The sequence below is a fragment of the Comamonas denitrificans genome (assembly GCF_042654745.1).
In the GTDB taxonomy this organism is placed as follows: domain Bacteria; phylum Pseudomonadota; class Gammaproteobacteria; order Burkholderiales; family Burkholderiaceae_C; genus Comamonas; species Comamonas denitrificans.
On the sequence record NZ_JBHSEY010000048.1, the window covers coordinates 94,888 to 113,846 of the forward strand.

Annotated in this window: 16 protein-coding genes; 15 read left to right on the forward strand and 1 reads right to left on the reverse strand. The window is 63.2% G+C overall.

What is annotated here, in order from left to right; genetic code table 11:
- The first annotated feature begins 151 nt into the window (after window positions 1-151).
- The 4 genes from modB to miaB all read left to right on the forward strand — a co-directional run bounded on the left by modB (window position 152) and on the right by miaB (window position 4,480).
- Complete coding sequence (gene modB / locus ACFO24_RS10230; protein WP_377738251.1) at window positions 152-844, forward strand: molybdate ABC transporter permease subunit; 693 nt, start codon at window positions 152-154, stop codon at window positions 842-844.
- Entirely contained in the window at window positions 841-1,920 is a 1,080-nt protein-coding gene (gene modC / locus ACFO24_RS10235) for a molybdenum ABC transporter ATP-binding protein (RefSeq protein ID WP_377738253.1), read from the forward strand. The genes modB and modC overlap by 4 nt, the downstream gene beginning before the upstream one ends.
- 48 nt (window positions 1,921-1,968) lie before the next feature.
- On the forward strand, window positions 1,969-2,886 hold the full coding sequence (fdhD, locus tag ACFO24_RS10240; RefSeq protein ID WP_377738382.1) for a formate dehydrogenase accessory sulfurtransferase FdhD: 918 nt from the start codon (window positions 1,969-1,971) through the stop codon (window positions 2,884-2,886).
- 265 nt (window positions 2,887-3,151) lie between these two features.
- Window positions 3,152-4,480, forward strand: coding sequence for a tRNA (N6-isopentenyl adenosine(37)-C2)-methylthiotransferase MiaB (gene miaB / locus ACFO24_RS10245; RefSeq protein ID WP_377738254.1), 1,329 nt, complete (start codon window positions 3,152-3,154; stop codon window positions 4,478-4,480).
- A 64-nt stretch (window positions 4,481-4,544) separates the two neighbouring features.
- On the opposite strand, the gene ACFO24_RS10250 is transcribed toward miaB, so the two are convergent.
- The gene (locus ACFO24_RS10250) at window positions 4,545-5,663 is read right to left on the reverse strand and encodes a beta-ketoacyl-ACP synthase III (RefSeq protein ID WP_377738255.1); all 1,119 of its coding nucleotides are present in this window, start codon (window positions 5,661-5,663) and stop codon (window positions 4,545-4,547) included.
- 215 nt (window positions 5,664-5,878) lie between these two features.
- Here ACFO24_RS10250 and rfbB point away from each other — a divergent pair, with 215 nt between their 5' ends.
- From rfbB to ACFO24_RS10305, 11 genes are all read left to right on the forward strand, one after another.
- Window positions 5,879-6,946 carry a dTDP-glucose 4,6-dehydratase gene (gene rfbB, locus ACFO24_RS10255; protein WP_377738256.1) on the forward strand — a complete coding sequence of 356 codons (1,068 nt, stop codon included), beginning with the start codon at window positions 5,879-5,881 and terminating at the stop codon, window positions 6,944-6,946.
- A 130-nt stretch (window positions 6,947-7,076) separates the two neighbouring features.
- Window positions 7,077-7,964, forward strand: a complete 888-nt coding sequence (argB, locus tag ACFO24_RS10260; RefSeq protein WP_377738257.1) for an acetylglutamate kinase — start codon at window positions 7,077-7,079, stop codon at window positions 7,962-7,964.
- 15 nt (window positions 7,965-7,979) lie between these two features.
- A complete protein-coding gene (gene slmA / locus ACFO24_RS10265) occupies window positions 7,980-8,624 on the forward strand; it encodes a nucleoid occlusion factor SlmA (RefSeq protein WP_377738258.1) in 645 nt (214 codons plus the stop codon).
- 99 nt (window positions 8,625-8,723) lie between these two features.
- Entirely contained in the window at window positions 8,724-9,383 is a 660-nt protein-coding gene (locus ACFO24_RS10270; protein ID WP_377738260.1) for a TetR/AcrR family transcriptional regulator, read from the forward strand.
- A gap of 84 nt (window positions 9,384-9,467) precedes the next feature.
- A complete protein-coding gene (locus tag ACFO24_RS10275) occupies window positions 9,468-11,264 on the forward strand; it encodes an acyl-CoA dehydrogenase C-terminal domain-containing protein (RefSeq protein ID WP_377738261.1) in 1,797 nt (598 codons plus the stop codon).
- 61 nt (window positions 11,265-11,325) lie between these two features.
- The gene (locus ACFO24_RS10280; RefSeq protein ID WP_377738263.1) at window positions 11,326-11,766 is read left to right on the forward strand and encodes a DUF2147 domain-containing protein; all 441 of its coding nucleotides are present in this window, start codon (window positions 11,326-11,328) and stop codon (window positions 11,764-11,766) included.
- Between the two features lie 19 nt (window positions 11,767-11,785).
- On the forward strand, window positions 11,786-14,188 hold the full coding sequence (locus ACFO24_RS10285; RefSeq protein ID WP_377738264.1) for a 3-hydroxyacyl-CoA dehydrogenase/enoyl-CoA hydratase family protein: 2,403 nt from the start codon (window positions 11,786-11,788) through the stop codon (window positions 14,186-14,188).
- 22 nt (window positions 14,189-14,210) lie between these two features.
- Window positions 14,211-15,404 (forward strand): acetyl-CoA C-acyltransferase, encoded by a 1,194-nt coding sequence (locus ACFO24_RS10290; RefSeq protein WP_377738265.1) that lies wholly within the window; start codon window positions 14,211-14,213, stop codon window positions 15,402-15,404.
- Between the two features lie 211 nt (window positions 15,405-15,615).
- The gene (locus tag ACFO24_RS10295; RefSeq protein WP_377738266.1) at window positions 15,616-16,443 is read left to right on the forward strand and encodes a thioesterase family protein; all 828 of its coding nucleotides are present in this window, start codon (window positions 15,616-15,618) and stop codon (window positions 16,441-16,443) included.
- Window positions 16,444-16,449: 6 nt separating this feature from the next.
- A complete protein-coding gene (locus ACFO24_RS10300) occupies window positions 16,450-17,217 on the forward strand; it encodes an enoyl-CoA hydratase (protein WP_377738267.1) in 768 nt (255 codons plus the stop codon).
- 82 nt (window positions 17,218-17,299) lie between these two features.
- The gene (locus tag ACFO24_RS10305) at window positions 17,300-18,925 is read left to right on the forward strand and encodes a DUF4139 domain-containing protein (protein WP_377738268.1); all 1,626 of its coding nucleotides are present in this window, start codon (window positions 17,300-17,302) and stop codon (window positions 18,923-18,925) included.
- Window positions 18,926-18,959 lie beyond the last annotated feature (34 nt).

Consider the following 18,959-nt stretch of genomic DNA (forward strand, 5'->3'; position numbering starts at 1 on the left):
GGTGTGCGGGCGCGGCTTCGGGCGGTCTGCGTCGTTGCAAATCCTCGCAATAGCCAAGCTATTGCTGTGGTTTGCGCCTCGCAACCCATCCCGAACCGCATCCCCCACACCTTCATTCGAGATCATGAACACGTTCTAAGCCCCACTGCCCATGCTGTTTTCTGCGCAAGACTGGCAAGCCATTGCCCTGACCCTGAAGCTGGCCAGCGTCACCACCGTGCTGCTGCTGGTGCTGTGTACCCCGCTGGCCTGGTGGCTGGCGCACACGCCTTCGCGCTGGCGGGCCCCGGTGGGGGCGGTGGTGGCGCTGCCGCTGGTGCTGCCACCCACCGTCATCGGCTTTTACCTGCTGGTGTTCATGGGGCCGCACGGGCCGCTGGGGCAGTTCATGGATGTTTTTGGCTGGCCGCGCCTGCCGTTTACGTTTACGGGGCTGGTGATTGGCTCGCTGGTCTATTCGCTGCCCTTTGCCGTGCAACCGCTGCAACGGGCCTTTGAGGCCCTGGGCCGCCGCCCGCTGGAGGTGGCCGCCACCCTGGGCGCGGGGCGCTGGGATTGTTTTTTTAACGTCGTCCTGCCCCTGGCCCGCCCAGGCTTTATGACGGCCGCCGTGCTGTGCTTTGCCCACACCGTGGGCGAGTTTGGCGTGGTGCTGATGTTGGGCGGCAACATCCCTGGCCACACCCGGGTGGTGTCGGTGCAGATTTACGACCACGTCGAGGCCATGGAGTACGGCCAAGCCCACGCGCTGGCGTTGGGCATGGTGGTGTTTGCGTTTGTCGTGCTGCTGGCCCTGCACTGGCTGCAGCCCAAATCGGCGCAGACGACAGGAGCGGGGCTATGACCCTGCACCTGCGCATCCGGCACCAGCGCCCCAGCTTTGCGCTGGATGTCGCCCTGCAGCTGCCGGCCAGCGGGGTCAGCGCCCTGATTGGCCCCTCGGGCTGCGGCAAAACCAGTTTGCTGCGCTGCATTGCCGGGCTGGAGCGCGGCCAAGGCCAGGTGCGCCTGGGCGAGCAGGTCTGGCAAGACGATGCCACGGGCCAATGGCTGCCCACCCACCGCCGTGCCCTGGGCTATGTGTTTCAAGAGGCCAGCTTGTTTGCCCATTTGAATGTGCAGGGCAATTTGCACTTTGGCCTGCAGCGCACCCCGGTGGCGCGGCGCAAGGTGGCCTTGGACAAGGTGGTCGATTTGCTGGGCATTGGCCATTTGCTGCAACGCCCCTGCGCCACCCTGTCCGGCGGCGAGCGCCAGCGCGTGGCCATTGCCCGGGCGCTGGCCACCAGCCCGCAGCTCTTGCTGATGGACGAGCCCCTGTCCGCCCTGGATGCCGCCCGCAAGGCCGAGGTGCTGCCCTACCTGGAGGCCCTGCCGCGCGAGCTGGCCATCCCCATCCTCTACGTCAGCCACGCCCAAGAAGAAGTGCTGCGCCTGGCCCAGCACATCGTGCAGTTGGCGCACGGCCAGGTCGTGCGCCAAGGCGATGCGGCCACCCTTTTTAACCAGCTGGACCAGGGCTTTGCCGCTGGCAACGCCACCGCCGTGCTGCAAGGGCAGCTGCTGGCCCACCATGCGCAAGACCACCTGAGCGCACTGGGCTTTGCCGGGGGCCAGCTGCTGCTGCCAACCACGCCCGCCCTGGCCAGCCGCCCCCTGGGCAGCGCCGTGCGCCTGACCATTGCTGCCCGCGATGTGAGCCTGAGCCTGCAACCACTGGCCCACACCAGCCTGCTCAACAGCCTGCCCGCCACCATCACCGGCCTGCGCGAGGATGGCCCAGGCCAGGTGCTGGCCGCCTTGGCCGTGGGCGAGAGCCAATTGCTCGCCCACATCAGCCAGCGCTCGGCCCGGCAACTGGCACTGGCCCCAGGGCAAGCCGTGTTCGCCCACATCAAAGGCGTGGCCTTGGTGCGCTAGGCCGCCCCAGCCTAGGCCCCAGCGCTTGCCCCTATCATCTGCCCCATGATGGATGCCCCCTTGCCCCCATTAGCCCCCTTGCCGCCGCTGCCCAGTACCACCACGGCGGCCACCACCCGGTTCCATGCCAGCCAAGGAGCGGCCCCGCACACCCTGGTGCTGGCCACCGAAGTGCCCGTGGCCCTGGTCATCAACGGCATTGCCCATGCGGTGCTGATGGCCACCCCCGCCGACCTGGGCGCGCTGGCGCTGGGTTTTTTACTCACCGAAGGCATCATTGACCAGGCCAGCGATTGCTACGACCTGCAAATCGAACCCCTGAGCGCCCAATGCGTCGGCCTGCCCGAGGGGATAGACGCGGTGCAGGTCGATCTGCAAATTGCCGCCCGCTGCATGGCGCGGCTGCAGGGCAAGCGCCGCAGCATGAGCGGGCGCACCGGCTGCGGTGTCTGCGGGGTGGAAAGCTTTGTCGGCCTGGACCTCGATTGCCCCCCGGTGCCCGCCGCCCCTTGGCTGGCCCAAGTGGATGCGCCCACGGTGCTGGCCGCCATGCAGGCCCTGTACCACCAGCAGCCCTTGCACCACGCCAGCCAATCCGTGCACGCTGCCGCCTGGGCCGATGCCAGCGGGCAGGTGCTGCACGTGATGGAAGACGTGGGCCGCCACAACGCCCTGGACAAACTCATTGGCCACCTGGCCCAAACAGGCCAGCTGAACCCACGCGAGCCGCAGGCCGCCCCGGGTTTTGTGCTGCTGTCCAGCCGGGGCAGCCACGAGCTGGTGCGCAAATGCGCCCGCGTGGGCATTGCCGCGCTGGCCACCTTGTCCGCCCCCACGGCCATGGGGGTGCGCATGGCCGAGCTGACCCAGCTGCGCCTATGGGGCCTGTGCCGTGGCCCCAGCGCCACCTTGTTTGCCCCTGGCGGCATACCCGCACAGCCCGGCCAGCCCCAGGCCAGCGCTTAAAAACGTATTGACGATCTCATCGCCCATCCCGATCCGCATCCAACACCCCTTCGCGCTGAAACCATCAACACGTTCTAAAATCGCGGCCTTCTCTCTCTTACCCCCTCGTTTTCAGCCCCTGGATACACACCATGCCCGCTGTCACCACCACCTTGGCCTGCTCTGGCGTGCGCCCGCTGTGGGCGAAACAATCCAATTGCTGTAATTTTTAATAGCTGCCAGCGCTTACCCAATAAGCGTTAAGGCCACTTTTTATCTAAAATTTATGTCTAAAAAAGTCTTTATCAAAACCTTTGGCTGCCAAATGAACGAGTACGACTCGGACAAGATGGCCGACGTGCTGGGCGCGGCCCAAGGCTACGAACCCACCGACGACCCCGAGCAAGCCGACCTGATCCTGTTCAACACCTGCTCGGTGCGCGAAAAGGCGCAAGAAAAAGTCTTTTCCGACCTGGGCCGCGTGCGCCACCTTAAAGAAAAAGGCGTGCTCATTGGCGTGGGCGGCTGCGTGGCCAGCCAAGAGGGGGAAGAGATCATCAAGCGCGCGCCCTTCGTCGATGTGGTGTTCGGCCCGCAAACCCTGCACCGCCTGCCCGAGCTGCTCAATGCCCGCAAAAGCGCCCGCAAGCCGCAGGTGGACATCAGCTTTCCCGAGATCGAAAAATTCGACCACCTGCCCCCGGCGCGGGTGGAAGGGGCCAGCGCCTTTGTCTCCATAATGGAAGGCTGCTCCAAATACTGTAGCTACTGCGTGGTGCCCTACACGCGCGGCGAGGAAGTGAGCCGCCCGCTCGATGATGTGCTGGTGGAAATTGCCGGCCTGGCCGACCAGGGCGTGAAAGAAATCACCCTGCTGGGCCAGAACGTGAACGCCTACCGTGGCCCCATGGGCGATAGCGCCGAGGTGGCCGACTTTGCCCTGCTGCTGGAATACGTGGCCGAGATTCCCGGCATCGAGCGCCTGCGCTTTACCACCAGCCACCCCAATGAGTTCACGCCACGCCTGATCGAGGCCTACGCCAAGATTCCCCAACTGGTCAGCCACCTGCACCTGCCCGTGCAGCACGGCAGCGACAAAATTTTGATGGCCATGAAGCGCGGCTACACCGCTATGGAATACAAGAGCACGGTGCGCAAGCTGCGGGCCATCCGCCCCGACATGGCCATGAGCTCAGATTTCATCGTCGGCTTTCCCGGTGAGACCGAGGACGACTTCCAGAAAATGATGAAGCTGATCCATGACGTGCGCTTTGACAACAGCTTTAGCTTCATCTTCAGCCCGCGCCCCGGCACCCCGGCGGCCAATCTGCACGACGACACCCCGCACGAGGTCAAACTGCGCCGCTTGCACGAGCTGCAAGCGGTGATCAACCAAAACATCAAAGACATCAGCCTGGAGCGCGTGGGCACCACCCAGCGCCTGCTGGTGGAGGGCTACTCCAAGCGCGACAACGGCGAGCTGATGGGCCGCACCGAGTGCAACCGCGTGGTGAACTTCCCCGGTAACCCGCGCCTGATCGGCCAGTTGATCGACGTGCGCATCACCGAGGCCATGACCTACACCCTGCGCGGCGAGGTGGTGACCACCGCCTAAGAACGTGTTCACGATCTCCTCATGGGTGTGCGGGCGCGGCTTCATTCGAGATCATGAACACGTTCTAAAGCTTGCGCACCGCCACGCTGCCCACCGAATAACCCGCGCCAAACGAGCAAATCACCCCCACATCGCCCGCTTGCAAATCGCTGCGGTGCTGGTGAAAGGCGATGATGGAGCCGGCCGATGCGGTGTTGGCAAAGGTGTCCAAAATCAGCGGGGCGCGGTCGGCCGTGGCCGTGCCGACCAGCTTTTTGATGACCAGCTGGTTCATGCCCTCGTTGGCCTGGTGCAGCCAAAACCGGCGCACCTGGTCGGGCTGCAAGGCCAGCTGGGCCAGGTGGCCCTCAATGTGGGCGGCGGCAATCGGCACCACTTCTTTGAATACCTTGCGCCCTTCTTGGCGGAAGGTTTTATCGCGGGCCTGCGGGTCGGCATCCTCGCAGCGGTTCATAAAACCGAAGTTGTTGCGGATGTTGTTGGAAAACTGCGTGGCCAGCCGGGTGCCCAGCACCTCCCAGCGCTCGGCAGCCACCGCCGTATCGGCCCGTTCGATCAGGATGGCGGTACACACATCGCCAAAGATAAAGTGGCAGTCGCGGTCGCGCCATTCCTGGTGGGCCGAGGTGATCTCCGGGTTCACCACCAGCACACAGCGGCTGCTGCCTGAGCGCACGGCGTTCACCGCCTGCTCCAGCGCAAACGTGGCCGAGGAACACGCCACGTTCATGTCAAAACCATAGCCCCCGGCCCCCAGCGCCTGCTGGATTTCCACCGCCATCGCCGGGTAGGCCCGCTGCATGTTCGAGGCGGCGCACAGCACCATGTCCACATCGGCCCCGGTGCGCCCGGCCTGCGCCAGCGCCTGCTGGGCGGCGGCCACGGCGATTTCGGCCATCAGCGACAGTTCATCATCGCCACGCTGCGGGTAATGGGGGTACATGCGCTCGGGGTCGAGAATGCCGCTTTTCTCCAGCACAAAGCGCTGCTGAATGCCCGAGGCTTTTTCAATGAACTCCACGCTCGAATGCTGCAAGGCCTGCTGCTCGCCCCGCGCAATGGCATCGGCATGGCGGGCATTGTGCAAATCCACATAGCGGTTAAAAGCTTGGACCAACTCGGCATTGGTGATCGTGAACGGCGGCTGGTACAGCCCGGTGCCAGTGAGAACAGCAGAGTGCATAGACATGAAGATTTAAAACAAGAAGGCCCCTGCGGGGCGACATGCAAGTGTAGCCAAGGGCAGGCGCACTATTGGCACGAACATGCTTTTATCCACCGCCCTATTGAGGCCAGCCGTGCATTTACAATCCCTACACACTTCACTGATAAATTGATAGAAAAAAAGGCTGCTAACGCTGACCCAGAAAGTTAGCAGCTATTAATTTGATTAAAACAATGAAACTTCTCGTTACCGGCGGTGCCGGCTTTATTGGCTCCGCCCTGGTGCGCCACATCATTCGCAGCACGACCGACAGCGTCGTCAATGTCGATAAGCTGACTTACGCGGGCAACCTGGCCTCGCTGGCCGAGTGCAGCGCCAGCCCGCGCTACGCATTTGAGCAGGTCGATATTTGCCACCGCGCCGAACTGGACCGTGTCTTTGCCCAGCACCAGCCCGATGCCGTCATGCACCTGGCCGCCGAAAGCCACGTCGATCGCTCCATCGACGGGCCAGCGGCCTTCATCGAAACCAACATCGTCGGCACCTACACCCTGCTGGAAGCGGCCCGCAGCTACTGGGGGGGCTTGGACAGCGCCAAAAAATCGGCCTTTCGCTTTCACCACATCAGCACCGACGAGGTGTATGGCGACCTGCATGGCACCGATGACCTGTTCACCGAAACCACCCCCTACGCGCCCAGCAGCCCGTACAGCGCCAGCAAAGCCAGCTCCGACCACCTGGTGCGCGCCTGGCAGCGCACCTATGGCCTGCCCACGCTGGTGACCAACTGCTCGAACAACTACGGGCCCTACCACTTTCCAGAAAAACTCATCCCCCTGGTCATCCTCAATGCGCTGGAGGGCAAGCCCCTGCCGGTGTACGGCCAAGGCGAGCAAATCCGCGATTGGCTCTACGTCGAAGACCACGCCCGGGCGCTCTACACCGTCATTACCCAGGGCCACATCGGTGCCACCTACAACATCGGCGGCCACAACGAAAAGCGCAACATCGACGTGGTGCGCAGCCTGTGCGCCCTGCTCGACGAGCTGCAGCCGCGCGCCGACGGCCAAAGCTACGCCAGCCAAATCACCTTCGTCACCGACCGCCCCGGCCACGACCTGCGCTATGCGATTGATGCCCAAAAAATCCAGCACGAATTGGGCTGGGTACCGCAAGAGACTTTTGATACCGGCCTGCGCAAAACCGTGGCGTGGTACCTGGACAACCTGGACTGGTGCCGCCAGGTGCAAGATGGCAGCTACCGGCGCGAGCGGCTGGGCCTGGAGACCCCGCACGCTTAACGCAGCCCATTGGGCGTGGCCCATGGCCCAAAAACTGCGCCCGCGGCGGCCAGCGCCGGCATTTTTTGTGGGCGCATCCTGAGCCACAATCGCATCTGTTTGTTTTCAGCCAACCTTGTTGTTTTCCACCATGACGCTCCCTGCCATCCCCCCCCATGCCAAGGCCGACATCCTGGCCCAGGCCCTGCCCTACATCCGCAAATTCCATGGCAAAACCATGGTCATCAAATACGGCGGCAACGCCATGACCGATCCGGCGCTGCAACGCGCGTTTGCCGAGGATGTGGTGCTGCTGAAACTGGTGGGCATCAACCCCGTGGTCGTACACGGTGGCGGGCCGCAGATTGAAACCGCGCTCAAGCGCCTGGGCAAGGAAGGCCACTTCATCCAAGGCATGCGCGTGACCGATGCCGAGACCATGGAAGTGGTCGAATGGGTGCTGGCCGGTGAAGTGCAGCAAGACATTGTCGGCCTGATCAACCAAGCGGGCGGCAAGGCTGTGGGCCTGACCGGGCGCGATGGCGCCATGATCCGCGCCAAAAAGCTGAAGATGCTGGACCAGCAAAACCCCAGCCTGGAGCACGATGTCGGGCAGGTGGGCGACATCGTGGCCATTGACCCCAGCGTGGTCAAAGCGCTGCAGGACGATGCCTTCATCCCGGTGGTCAGCCCCATTGGCTTTGGCGAAGAAAACGAGAGCTACAACATCAATGCCGACGTGGTGGCCAGCCGTTTGGCCACCACCTTGCACGCCGAAAAACTGCTGCTGCTGACCAATATTCCGGGCGTTTTAAACAAGGCCGGGCAGTTGCTGCCCACCTTGACCGCCCGGCAAATTGACGAGCTGGTGGCCGATGGCACGATCTCCGGCGGCATGCTGCCCAAAATTGCCGGGGCGATTGACGCGGCCAAGGCCGGCGTGCACGCGGTACACATCGTCGATGGCCGGGTGCCGCACGCCATGCTGTTGGAAATTTTGACCGATCAAGCCTATGGCACGATGATCTGCAATCAATAACACAACCCGCCTCTTATGACGACCGCGCCCTCTTCAGATACCCCCACCCGCAAACGCCTCAAACCCGGTGAGCGCAGAGCGCAAATTCTGCAAACCCTGGCCGCCATGCTGCAAGAGCCGGGCAACGAGCGCATCACCACGGCCGCCCTGGCCAAACGGCTGCAGGTCAGCGAGGCCGCGCTGTACCGCCACTTTGCCAGCAAGGCGCAGATGTTTGAGGGGCTGCTGGACTTTATCGAGCAAACCGTGCTCAGTTTAGTGCAGCAGATTGCGGGCGAAGAGGCTGTATTAGGCACATTAACCCTCGAAGAAGGCCGCGCCCGTGCTGCGCGTATAGCTTCTGTTTTGTTGCAGTTTGCCGAAAAAAACCCCGGCATGGTGCGCATGATGGTGGGCGATGCCCTGCAAGGCGAAAACGAACGCCTGCAAGCGCGCATGAACCAGTTGCTCGACAAGGTCGAATCCACCCTGCGCCAATGCCTGCGCCCAGCAGCTGGGGCGGCCGATGCCGCCGATGCAGCGGCCCGCATGCACGATGCCCAGGTGGCGGCCAATTTATTGATGAGCTTTGTGCAGGGGCGCTGGCTGCGCTTTGTGCGCACCGGGTTTAAGCGTTTGCCCACCGAGCATTGGGATGCCTGCGTGGCCATCTTGGTTTAGCGCGCAGAAAAACAAAGCAATTTCGGGTTTTCCCTAGCTTTTCAATGGCGGGAGTGACTTAAGATAAATAGAACGAACGTTCGTTTTTGTTTATCGCTTATGTCACGTACACCTACCCTCCCGTCTTTAGCCCGCGCCTCCAGCGCAAGCCGCTCCCGCCCCATGGCCAAGGGGCAGCAGACAAAAACCAACATCATCGACACGGCGCTGCACATTGCCACCCACCATGGGCTGGAGAGCCTGTCGATCGGCGGCCTGGCCGAAGCCACCAGCATGAGCAAGTCGGGCGTGTTTGCCCACTTCGGCTCGCGCGAAGAGCTGCAAATCTCCGTGGTGCGCGAGTACCACCACCGCTTTGAGCAAGAGGTGTTCTACCCCGCTTTGCAGGCCGAAAAAGGCCTGCCGCGCCTGCGCGCCATGTTCGGCAACTGGATGCAGCGCACCACCATCGAATTGGACTCGGGCTGCATCTACATCAGCGGCGCTGTCGAATTTAGCGAGCGCGAAGGCGCGGTGCGCGATGCCCTGGTGGCCTCGTTCAACACCTGGCACGCCGCCCTGCGCCGGGCGATTGAGCAAGCACAGACCGCCGGCCATTTGCACGCCGATGCCGACCCTTACCAGCTGCTGTTTGAAATTCACGGTTTGATTTTGGTGCTGCACTACGACGTGCGCTTTTTAGTGCGCAAGGATTCTGTGCCGCGCGCCCTGGCCGGGTTTGAAAACATCTTGCGCCGCAACGGTGCCAAGGTGGACTGACCCCATCGCCGCCGTCTGCTGGCTTCTGTTTTCGGTTCCCTTCCCTCCCCCTCATCTCTCATCCTTTTTCGCCAAGGAGTTCCTATGCCTACTTACAACCCGCCCCTGCGCGACATGCAATTTGTGCTGCATGAAGTGTTCAACGTCGAAGCCGAATTCAAGGCCATGCCCGCGCACGCCGATACCGATGCCGACACTATCAACGCCGTGCTGGAAGAAGCCGGTAAGTTCGCCGCCGAAGTGGCTTTTCCGCTGAACATCAGCGGCGATGCCGAGGGCTGCACGCACAACAAGCAAGACTACAGCGTGACCACGCCCAAGGGCTTCAAAGAAGCCTACGCCACCTACGTGGAAGGCGGCTGGCCCGCCCTGTCGTGCGCGCCAGAGTTTGGTGGCCAGGGCCTGCCGCACACCGTCAACCAGTGCCTGTACGAAATGCTCAACAGCGCCAACCAGGCCTGGACGATGTACCCCGGCCTGTCGCACGGTGCCTATGAAGCCTTGCTGGCCCACGGCACCGACGAGCAAAAGAAAACCTACCTGCCCAAATTGGTCAGCGGCCAGTGGACGGGCACCATGTGCCTGACCGAACCGCACTGCGGCACCGACTTAGGGCTGCTGCGCACCAAGGCCGAGCCCCTGGGCGACGGCAGCTACAAAATCACCGGCAACAAAATCTTCATCAGCGCCGGTGAGCACGACGTGGCGGAAAACATCGTCCACCTGGTGCTGGCCCGCCTGCCCGATGCGCCCAAGGGCAGCAAAGGCATCAGCCTGTTTGTGGTGCCCAAATTCAATGTGAATGCCGATGGCTCGCTGGGCAGCCGCAACCCCATTTTCTGCACCGGCCTGGAGCACAAAATGGGCATCCACGGCAACTCCACCGCGCAAATCAGCATCGACGGCGCGATTGGCACCCTGGTGGGCCAGCCGCACAAGGGCCTGGCCGCCATGTTCGTGATGATGAACGCCGCCCGCCTGGGCGTGGGCAACCAATCGCTGGGCCTGACCGAAGTGGCTTTCCAAAACGCCCTGGCCTACGCCAAAGACCGCATCCAAATGCGCTCCTTGAGCGGCACCAAGGCCAAGGACAAGGATGCCGATCCCATCATCGTCCACCCCGACGTGCGCAAGATGCTGCTCACCGCCAAGGCCTACGCCGAAGGCGCGCGCGCCCTGCAAGTGTTTTGCACCTTGCTGCTGGACAAGGCGCACAGCCACCCCGATGAAAAAGTGCGTGCCGACAGCGATGAGCTGGTCGCCCTGCTGACCCCCATCGTCAAAGCCTTTGTCACCGACAACGGCCACATCGCCACCAATGCCTGCATGCAAGTGTTTGGCGGCCACGGCTTCATCAAAGAGTGGGGCATGGAGCAGTTTGTGCGCGACAACCGCATCAACATGATCTACGAAGGCACCAACACCATCCAATCGCTGGATTTGCTGGGCCGCAAGGTGCTGGGCAACCAGGGTGCCACGCTGAAAAAGCTGGGCAAGCTGATCGGTGCCCTGGTGCAGGAAGAAGGCGTGAACGAGAAGATGGCCGAGTTCATCAACCCCATCGCCATCCTGGGCGAGCAAATGACCAAATTCACCACCGAAATCGGCTTCAAAGGCATGCAAAACCCCGACGAAGTGGGCGCGGCCGCCGTCGATTACCTGCGCGTGGCTGGCCACCTGGTGTTTGGCTACCTGTTCGCCCGCATGGCGCAGGTGTCGCTGCGTGCCATTGCCAACGGCAGCACCGACCCGTTCTACACCGCCAAGCTGCAAACCGCGCGCTTCTACTTTGCCAAGCTGTTCCCCGAGACCGTGCTCTTGATGCGCACCGCCCGCGCTGGCAGCAAGGTGCTGATGGATACGGATGCGGCCCTGGCCTAATCCATAACAAATAGCGCGTAGCGCTTGCTACGCCTTATTTTTAAATAGAAAGTTATTTGAAATGAAGACATACCAAGCGCTAACAGCTATTGCTTTATCTGCCCTGGCCCTGCCCGCTCTGGCCCAGCTGACCCCCGTGGGCACCTGGAAAAGCGTGGACGAGAAAACCGGCCAGCCCAAGTCAGAAATCGTCATCGAAGACCAGGGCGGCGTGCTGCAAGGGCGCGTGCAGCAATTGCTGCGCCCCGGTGCCGACCCCAAAGCCCTGTGCGTGGAGTGCAAAGATGCGCTCAAAGACCAGCCCATGGTGGGCCTGCCCATCATCCAGGGCGCAAAGAAAGCGGCTGACAAAGACGTGTGGGAGGGCGGCAAGATTCTCGACCCCGAAAACGGCAAGTTCTACACCCTGCGCCTAACCCCCATCGACGGCGGCCAGAAGCTGGAAGTGCGCGGCTCGATTGGCCCCTTTGGCCGCACCCAGACCTGGGTGCGTGTGCAGTAATTTTTAGCAAAGAAGTTTTATGTCCCGATTCAACGTGAAAAAAGTCGCCGTCCTCGGCGCGGGCGTGATGGGGGCGCAGATCGCCGCCCATCTGGTGAACGTGAAAGTGCCCGTCATCCTGTTTGACCTGCCCGCCAAAGAAGGCGACAAAAACGGCATCGTCACCAAAGCCATTGCCAACCTGAAAAAGCTCAAGCCCTCGCCCATTGGCGTGGCCGAAGATGCCGATTTGATTCAAGCGGCCAACTACGAAGAACACCTGAAACTGCTCAAAGAGTGCGACCTGGTGATCGAGGCCATTGCCGAGCGCATGGACTGGAAGCTGGACCTCTACACCAAGATCGCCCCGTTTGTCGCCAAGCACGCCATCGTGGCCAGCAACACCTCGGGCCTGTCGATCACCAAGCTGAGTGAAGTGCTGCCCGAGGCGATCAAGCCCCGTTTCTGCGGCATCCACTTCTTCAACCCGCCGCGCTACATGCCGCTGGTGGAACTGATTGCCACGCCCACCACAGAGCCCGTGGTGCTCGACCAGCTCGAAGCCTTTGTCACCAGCGGCCTGGGCAAAGGCGTGGTGCGGGCCAAAGACACGCCCAACTTCATCGCCAACCGCATCGGCATTGCCGGGATGCTCTCCACCATGAAAGAGGTGGAAAACTTTGGCCTGACCTACGACGTGGTCGATGACCTCACCGGCAAAAAGCTGGGCCGCGCCAGCAGCGGCACCTTCCGCACCGCCGACGTGGTGGGCCTGGACACCATGGCCCACGTCATCAAAACGCTGCAAGACAACCTGAGTCTTGAAACCGACCCCTTCTACGGCAGCTTTGAAACGCCCGCCGTGCTGGCCAAGCTGATCGAGCTGGGCCACCTGGGCCAGAAGACCAAAAAAGGCTTCTTCAAAAAAGTGGGCCGCGACATCCTGCGCTTTGAGCTGGAGAGCGAAGACTACGTGCCCGCTGGCCAAAAGGCCGACGACGTGTACGCCCGCATGCTGAAAAAGCCCGCCGCCGAGCGCCTGCAACTGCTGCGCAATGCCGAGGGGGCCCCCGGCCAGTTCCTGTGGGCCATTTTGCGCAACAGCTTTCACTACGCCGCGCTGCACCTGGAGCACATTGCCGAATCCGCCCGCGATGTGGACCAGGCCATGCGCTGGGGCTTTGGCATGAAGCAAGGCCCGTTTGAGCTGTGGCAAGAAGCCGGCTGGCTGCAAGTGGCCAAGATGGTGCAAGAAGACATCGACGCAGGCAAAGCCCTGTGCAACGCGCCCCTGCCCGCCTGGGTGTTTGAAGGCCCGGTGGCCGAGGCCGGTGGCGTGCACACAGCCCAAGGTTCGTGGAACGCGGCCGAGAAAAAATTTGTAGCACGCCGCGTACTGCCCGTCTATGAAAAGCAGCTTTTCCCTGAAAAACTGCTGGGCGAAGACAGCCTGCCCGACTGGAAAACCGCCGGTACCACGCTGTTTGAAAACAAAGCCCTGCGTGCCTGGACGCTGGACGATCAAGTGGTGATCGCCAGCATCAAAAACAAAATGCACGCCATCAGCCCCGCCGTGATGGAAAGCCTGATGGAAGCCGTCGAGCTGGCTGAAAACGACTACCAAGGCATGGTCATCTGGTCGGGCGATGCGCCGTTCTCGGTTGGCGCTGATCTGGAAGCGACCATGCCCGCCTTTGTCGTCGGCGGGGCGGATGCCATCGACAGCATCGAGGGCGAGCTGCAAAACCTGATGATGCGCCTGCGCTACGCCCAGGTGCCGGTGGTCAGCGCCATCCACGGCATGGCCCTGGGCGGTGGCTGCGAGCTGGCGGTGTACAGCGCCCGCCGCGTGGCGCACATGGAAAGCTACATCGGCCTGGTGGAAGTGGGCGTGGGCCTGATCCCCGGTGCGGGAGGTCTCACCTACATCGCCCGCCGCGCCGCCGAAAAAATGCAGCAAAGCACCAGCAAAGACCTGCTGCCCTTCCTGACCGAAGGCTTCACCGCCGCCGCCATGGCCAAGGTGGGCACCAGCGCCATTGAATCGCGCAAGCTGGGCTATTTGCTCGATAGCGACATCATCGTGCCGCACAAGGACGAGGTGCTGTTTACCGCCATCAACGAGGCCAAGGCCCTGGCCGCCAGCGGCTGGCGGGCCCCGGTCAAGCGCCTGTTCCCCGTGGCCGGGCGCAGCGGCATTGCCACCATCCAGGCGCAGCTGGTGAACATGCGCGACGGCGGCTTTATCAGCGCTTACGACTTCAAGATCGCCCGCATGATTGCCGAAGTGGTCTGCGGCGGCGAAGTGGATGGCGGCACCCTGGTGACCGAGGAGTACCTGCTGGCGCTGGAGCGCAAAGCCTTCTGCCACCTGATCGGCCAACCCAAAACGCACGAGCGCATTTTGGGCATGCTCAACACCGGCAAGCCGGTGCGCAACTAATGCGGCAAAGAGAGAAATCACTATGAAACAAGTTCAAGAAGCCTACATCGTTGCCGCCACGCGCACCCCCATCGGGCGCTCGGGACGCGGTTATTTCAAAAACACCCGTCCGGACGATCTGCTGCTGGCCGCCGTGCGCGGGGCCATGGCCCAGGTGCCCACGCTGGATCCCCGGGCGATTGAGGACAGCATCATCGGCTGCTCCTTCCCCGAGGGCGAACAGGGCATGAACATGGCGCGCATCGTCATGGGCCTGGCCTTTCCCCACCCGGTGGGCGGCGTAACGGTAAACCGCTTTTGCGCCTCGGGCATCACCGCCATCCAGATGGCCGCCGACCGCATCCGCGTGGGCGAGGCCGACGTGCTGATCGCCGGGGGGGCCGAATCCATGAGCATGGTGCCCATGGGCGGCAACAAGCCCTCGTTCAACCCCTCCGTCTTCGCCCGCGATGAAGACGTGGGCATTGCCTACGGCATGGGCCTGACGGCAGAAAAAGTCGCCCAGCAATGGAAAGTCAGCCGCGAGGCGCAAGATGCCTTCGCGCTGGAATCGCACCTGCGGGCCATCAAAGCCCAGCAGGCCGGTGAGTTTGCCGACGAGATCACCCCGTTTGAAGTCATCGACCGCAGCCCGAATCTGGCCACCGGCGAAGTGATCGAAAAGCGCCGCACCGTCAGCCTGGACGAAGGCCCGCGCCCGGATACCTCGCTCGAAGGCCTGGCCAAGCTGCGCCCGGTGTTTGCCGCACGCGGCAGCGTCACGGCGGGCAACAGCTCGCAAACCAGCGACGGCGCAGGCGCGTTGATTTTGGCCAGCGAAAAGGCGGTGAAGCAGTTTGGCCTCACGCCCCTGGCGCGTTTTGTCAGCTACGCCGCGCGGGGTGTGCCGCCCGAGATCATGGGCATTGGCCCCATCGAGGCCATCCCTGCCGCGCTGCGCTACGCCGGACTGCAATCGGACGACATCGGCTGGTACGAACTGAACGAAGCCTTTGCCGCCCAGTCGCTGGCGGTGGTGAACACCCTGGGCCTGAACCCGGCCCACGTAAACCCCATGGGCGGTGCCATCGCTCTGGGCCACCCGCTGGGCGCGACCGGGGCCATCCGCGCAGCCACCACCATCCACGCCCTGCGCCGCCACAAGCGCAAGTACGGCATGGTGACCATGTGCATCGGCACTGGCCAAGGCGCTGCCGGGATTTTTGAAGCGCTGTAAACCCCAAAAATCTGGCGTATTTTTTGAATGATCATTGCGTTTTACCCGCCTGTGGCTTGCCCGGGCGGGTTTTTTTACACAGACGATGCAATGCTTTAACCAGAGCTTGTACCGCTTGAATCCATTGGATTTAAGATACTTTTGTATCTGAAACCCTTTAAATTTAAGTGGTAGCAGCTATGTTTAAAGTTTTTTACCCCTAGGAATTGCCATGCCCCAGCCACATCCCCTGGATGCCATGCTGCAGCTTCAGCCCCAGCCGGACGGCAGCTTTATCGCCCACACCCATGGGGGCTACGCCAACATGGTGGGCCCTTACGGCGGTGCCACAGCCGCCTTGCTGCTGCACAGCGTGCTGCAACACCCCGATTGCCTGGGCCAGCCGCTGTCGCTGACCGTGAACTTTGCCGGCCCGGTGCAAGACGGTGCCATGCACCTGGTGCCCCGCGCCGTGCGCACCAACCGTTCCACCCAGCATTGGGTGGTAGAGCTGCGCCAAACCAATACCACCACCGGGCAAGAGGAAATCACCACCACCGCCACCGTGGTCACCGCCGTGCGCCGGGCCACCTTCAGCGCCGATGCCGTGGCGGCCCCCACCGTACCGGCGGCTGCCGATTGCCCCAGCGTGGACGTGCGCCGCGCCATGACCTGGCTGCAGCGCTACGACTGGCGGGCCATCAGCGGCAACCTGCCCAGCGTGTGGGACGACAGCCTGCACCCCACGCAAAGCCAGCTGTGGGTGCGCGACGAACCGCCCCGGCCGCTGGACTTTGCCAGCCTGGCGGCGCTGTGCGATGTCTTCTTTCCGCGCGTTTGGCTGCGCCGCGCCCGCATCGTGCCCGTAGGCACGGTGTCGTTCACGGTGTACTTTCATGCCGACAGCGCCCAGCTGGCCGCCCAGGGCAGTGCCCACGTGCTGGGCCAGGCCGACGCGCAGGCGCTGCGCAACGGATTTTTCGACCAAACGGCCCAACTCTGGGACACCCAAGGCCAGCTGCTGGCCACCAGCCACCAAATCGTTTACTACAAGGAATAAAGCGCCATGCACCAAGACCTGCTCATCCACACCGAAGCCGGTGTCACCACCATCACCTTCAACCGCGTGGAGAAGAAAAACTCTTTCACCGAAGCCATGTACGCCCAGCTGACCCAGGCGCTGAGCGCCGCCGATGCCGACGCGGCCACGCGCGTGCTGGTGTTTCAGGGCGATGTCACCGTCTTTAGCGCGGGCAACGATATTGGTGATTTTTTAAACAACCCACCGGCGAACGAAGAGGCAGCGGTCTTCCAGTTCCTGCGGGCCTTGGTGGGCTTTAGCAAGCCCATGCTGGCCGCCGTTTGCGGCCCGGCCGTGGGCATTGGCACCACGCTGCTGCTGCACTGCGATTTGGTCTATGCGGGCGACAACGCGGCGTTCTCTTTGCCCTTTGTGAACCTGGGCCTGTGCCCCGAGGCCGCCTCCAGCCTGCTGCTGCCGCAAATGCTGGGCTACCACCGCGCGGCCGAGGCCCTCTTGCTGGGCGAGCCCTTCATGGCCGAGGCCGCACTCGAGGTGGGCTTGGTCAATCGCGTGCTGCCGCCCACCGAATGCAACGCCTACGCCCAGGCCCAGGCCAAAAAACTGGCCGCCAAACCCTTGGCATCGCTGGTGGCCACCAAACGCCTGATGAAGCAAGGCCAGCAAGCGGCCACGCTGCAGCGCATCGAGCAAGAGGGCCACACCTTTGGCCAACTGCTGCGCGGCCCAGCGGCCAAAGAAGCGTTCTCGGCGTTTATGCAGAAACGCCGCCCCGACTTCAGCGGCTGCTGAACGCACGCGTTCCCAAGCGTAATAAGCCAAGGCAAAACCGGCGCAATTGATTAGCATGGCGGCTTTCCAAGAAAGGCTCACCATGCTGCTGTCTTGCTTTCGTTACGCTGGGGGGGCCGCCGCCTTGGTGGCCATCACTTCCACCGCCTTGGCGGCAGGCACTCCAGCCACACCGGCTTCAACCATCCGCGCGGTCACGCTCTACCCTGGCGTGGCCTCGGTCGAGCGCGTCTTGCACCTGCCTGCGGGCAGCACGCAAGCCGTCTTTGCCTGCCTGCCCGCCCAACTCGATCCCCGCAGCTTGCAAGTGCGCAGCGACCGCAGCGTGCGCATTGGCGAAGTGAATGTGCAAACCCTGGAGCGGCGCATTGCCACCGGCTGCGACAGTGCCGTGGCCGAGCGCATACGCAGCGCCCAGGACGATGTGGCCCGCGCCCAAGCCGAGGTCCAAGGGCTGGAGCTGGCCCACACCTGGCTAACCACCCAAGCTGGCGCAGCCCCAGGCACCCAAGGGCTGCCACCGCCGCCCCAGATTGGGGCCCAAGCCCAAGCCCTGCGCCGCTCAGCGGTCGATACCCTCACCCAACTGGCCCGCGCCCAGCGCACCTTAGAAGAGCGCCAACAGGCGCTGGAGCGCATCCAGGCCGAGCAAGGCAGCGTGCAATCTGAGCAAGTGGCCATGGTGCGCGTGACCTTGGCCAGCGCCAACGCCGCCGACATCCACCTGCACTACCAAGTGCGCGGCCCCAGCTGGGGGCCCAGCTACCGCGCCCGGCTCAATACCGAGACCGCCACCGTAGAGCTGGAGCGCCTGGCCCTGGTGGCGCAAACCACCGGCGAAGATTGGCGCGGTGTGGCGCTAACCCTGTCCACCGGCCAACCCCTGGCCGCTAGCCAAGGGCCACTGCCGCGCCCCTGGACGCTGGATGTGCCCCCACCGCCCACGGCGCAAGCCGAAATGAGCATGGCCAGCGCCCCCATGGTGGCCCTGTCGGCACCAGCACCAGCGCCAGCGCTGCGCAAAGCCGCCAGCAGCGCCGATGCCGCCCCCCTGCCCAGCTTTGAGGCCGTCAGCACCGAAGGCAGCTACGCCACCGAGTTTGCCCTGCCGCAAAAGGTGAGCATCCCCTCGGGCGGGGAGCGCGTCACCTTGTCGCTCAGTGCCGAACAAGTGCCTGCGGTGCTGGTGGCCCGCACCACCCCCATGCGCGAACCCCACGCCTGGCTGGTGGCCCAATTGCCCAAACTGTCCGGCGATTGGCCCGCCGGCCCCATGGCCCTGGAGCGCGACCAGGCCAACGTGGGCCAAACCCGGTTTGACCCGCAATCGAGCGATTTCGAGCGCCTGGGCCTGTCCTTTGGCCGTGACGATCGCATCGTGGTGCGCACCGAACCGGTCAAAGAGCTGGCCGATACCGCAGGCTTTATGCAGGGCCGCAGCGAACGCAGCATCGAGCACCGCTTCAGCGTCGAAAACCGCCACCGCCAGCCCATCGTGCTGCAAGTGCTGGAAGCGGCCCCGGTGGCCAAAAACGCCGCCATTCGGGTGCAGTCCAGCTTTAGCCCCAACGCCACCAGCACCGAATGGAATGGCCAGCCCGGCTTTGTGCTATGGGAACAAGAGCTGGAGGCGCAAGTCAGAAAAGCGTTTTCAGCCAAATACACCATTAGTACGGAGAAAGGCACCCAGGTGCACGAGCAGCGTTAAGCAGCGTTAAAGCGCCCGTGCTGCCCCCGCCGTC